The sequence below is a fragment of the Vibrio marinisediminis genome, assembly GCF_014050145.1.
Taxonomy (GTDB): Bacteria; Pseudomonadota; Gammaproteobacteria; order Enterobacterales; family Vibrionaceae; genus Vibrio; species Vibrio marinisediminis.
This window is the reverse complement of record NZ_JACFYF010000076.1, coordinates 1-355: the sequence shown is the minus strand read 5'-3', so window position 1 is coordinate 355 and position 355 is coordinate 1. Positions and strand designations below refer to the sequence as shown.

Genomic DNA, 355 nt, shown 5'->3' with positions numbered 1-355 from the left:
AGAGCCAGCCGGACCGGGTGCGGGAGCCCGACGGGGTGCAGTGGATCGATGATACCCATTTCGCCATCGCCAATGAGGGCGACATGGATGGCGGGGCGCGGGGGATGACGATCTTCGCCAAGGATGGCACCGAGCTGTTCGAAACCGGCGCGTCCTTCGAGCATGCCATTGTGCAGATCGGGCATTACCCGGACCGGCGCTGGGATGCCAAGGGGGTTGAGCCAGAGGGAATAGAATTCGGGGTATTCGACGGCACGCCGTTCGTCTTTGTCATGGCGGAGCGGGCCTCGGTCGTGGGGGTCTATGACGTGAGCGACCCGGCGGCACCGGTGCTCAAGCAGCTTCTGCCTTCCGG

General features: G+C 64.8%; 1 protein-coding gene. It reads left to right on the top strand.

Annotated features, from left to right (window positions below; translation table 11 throughout):
• Nucleotides 1–35: 35 nt before the first annotated feature.
• A partial coding sequence (locus H2O73_RS23485) for a choice-of-anchor I domain-containing protein (protein WP_497997504.1) occupies nucleotides 36–355 on the top strand: 320 nt, incomplete at its 3' end.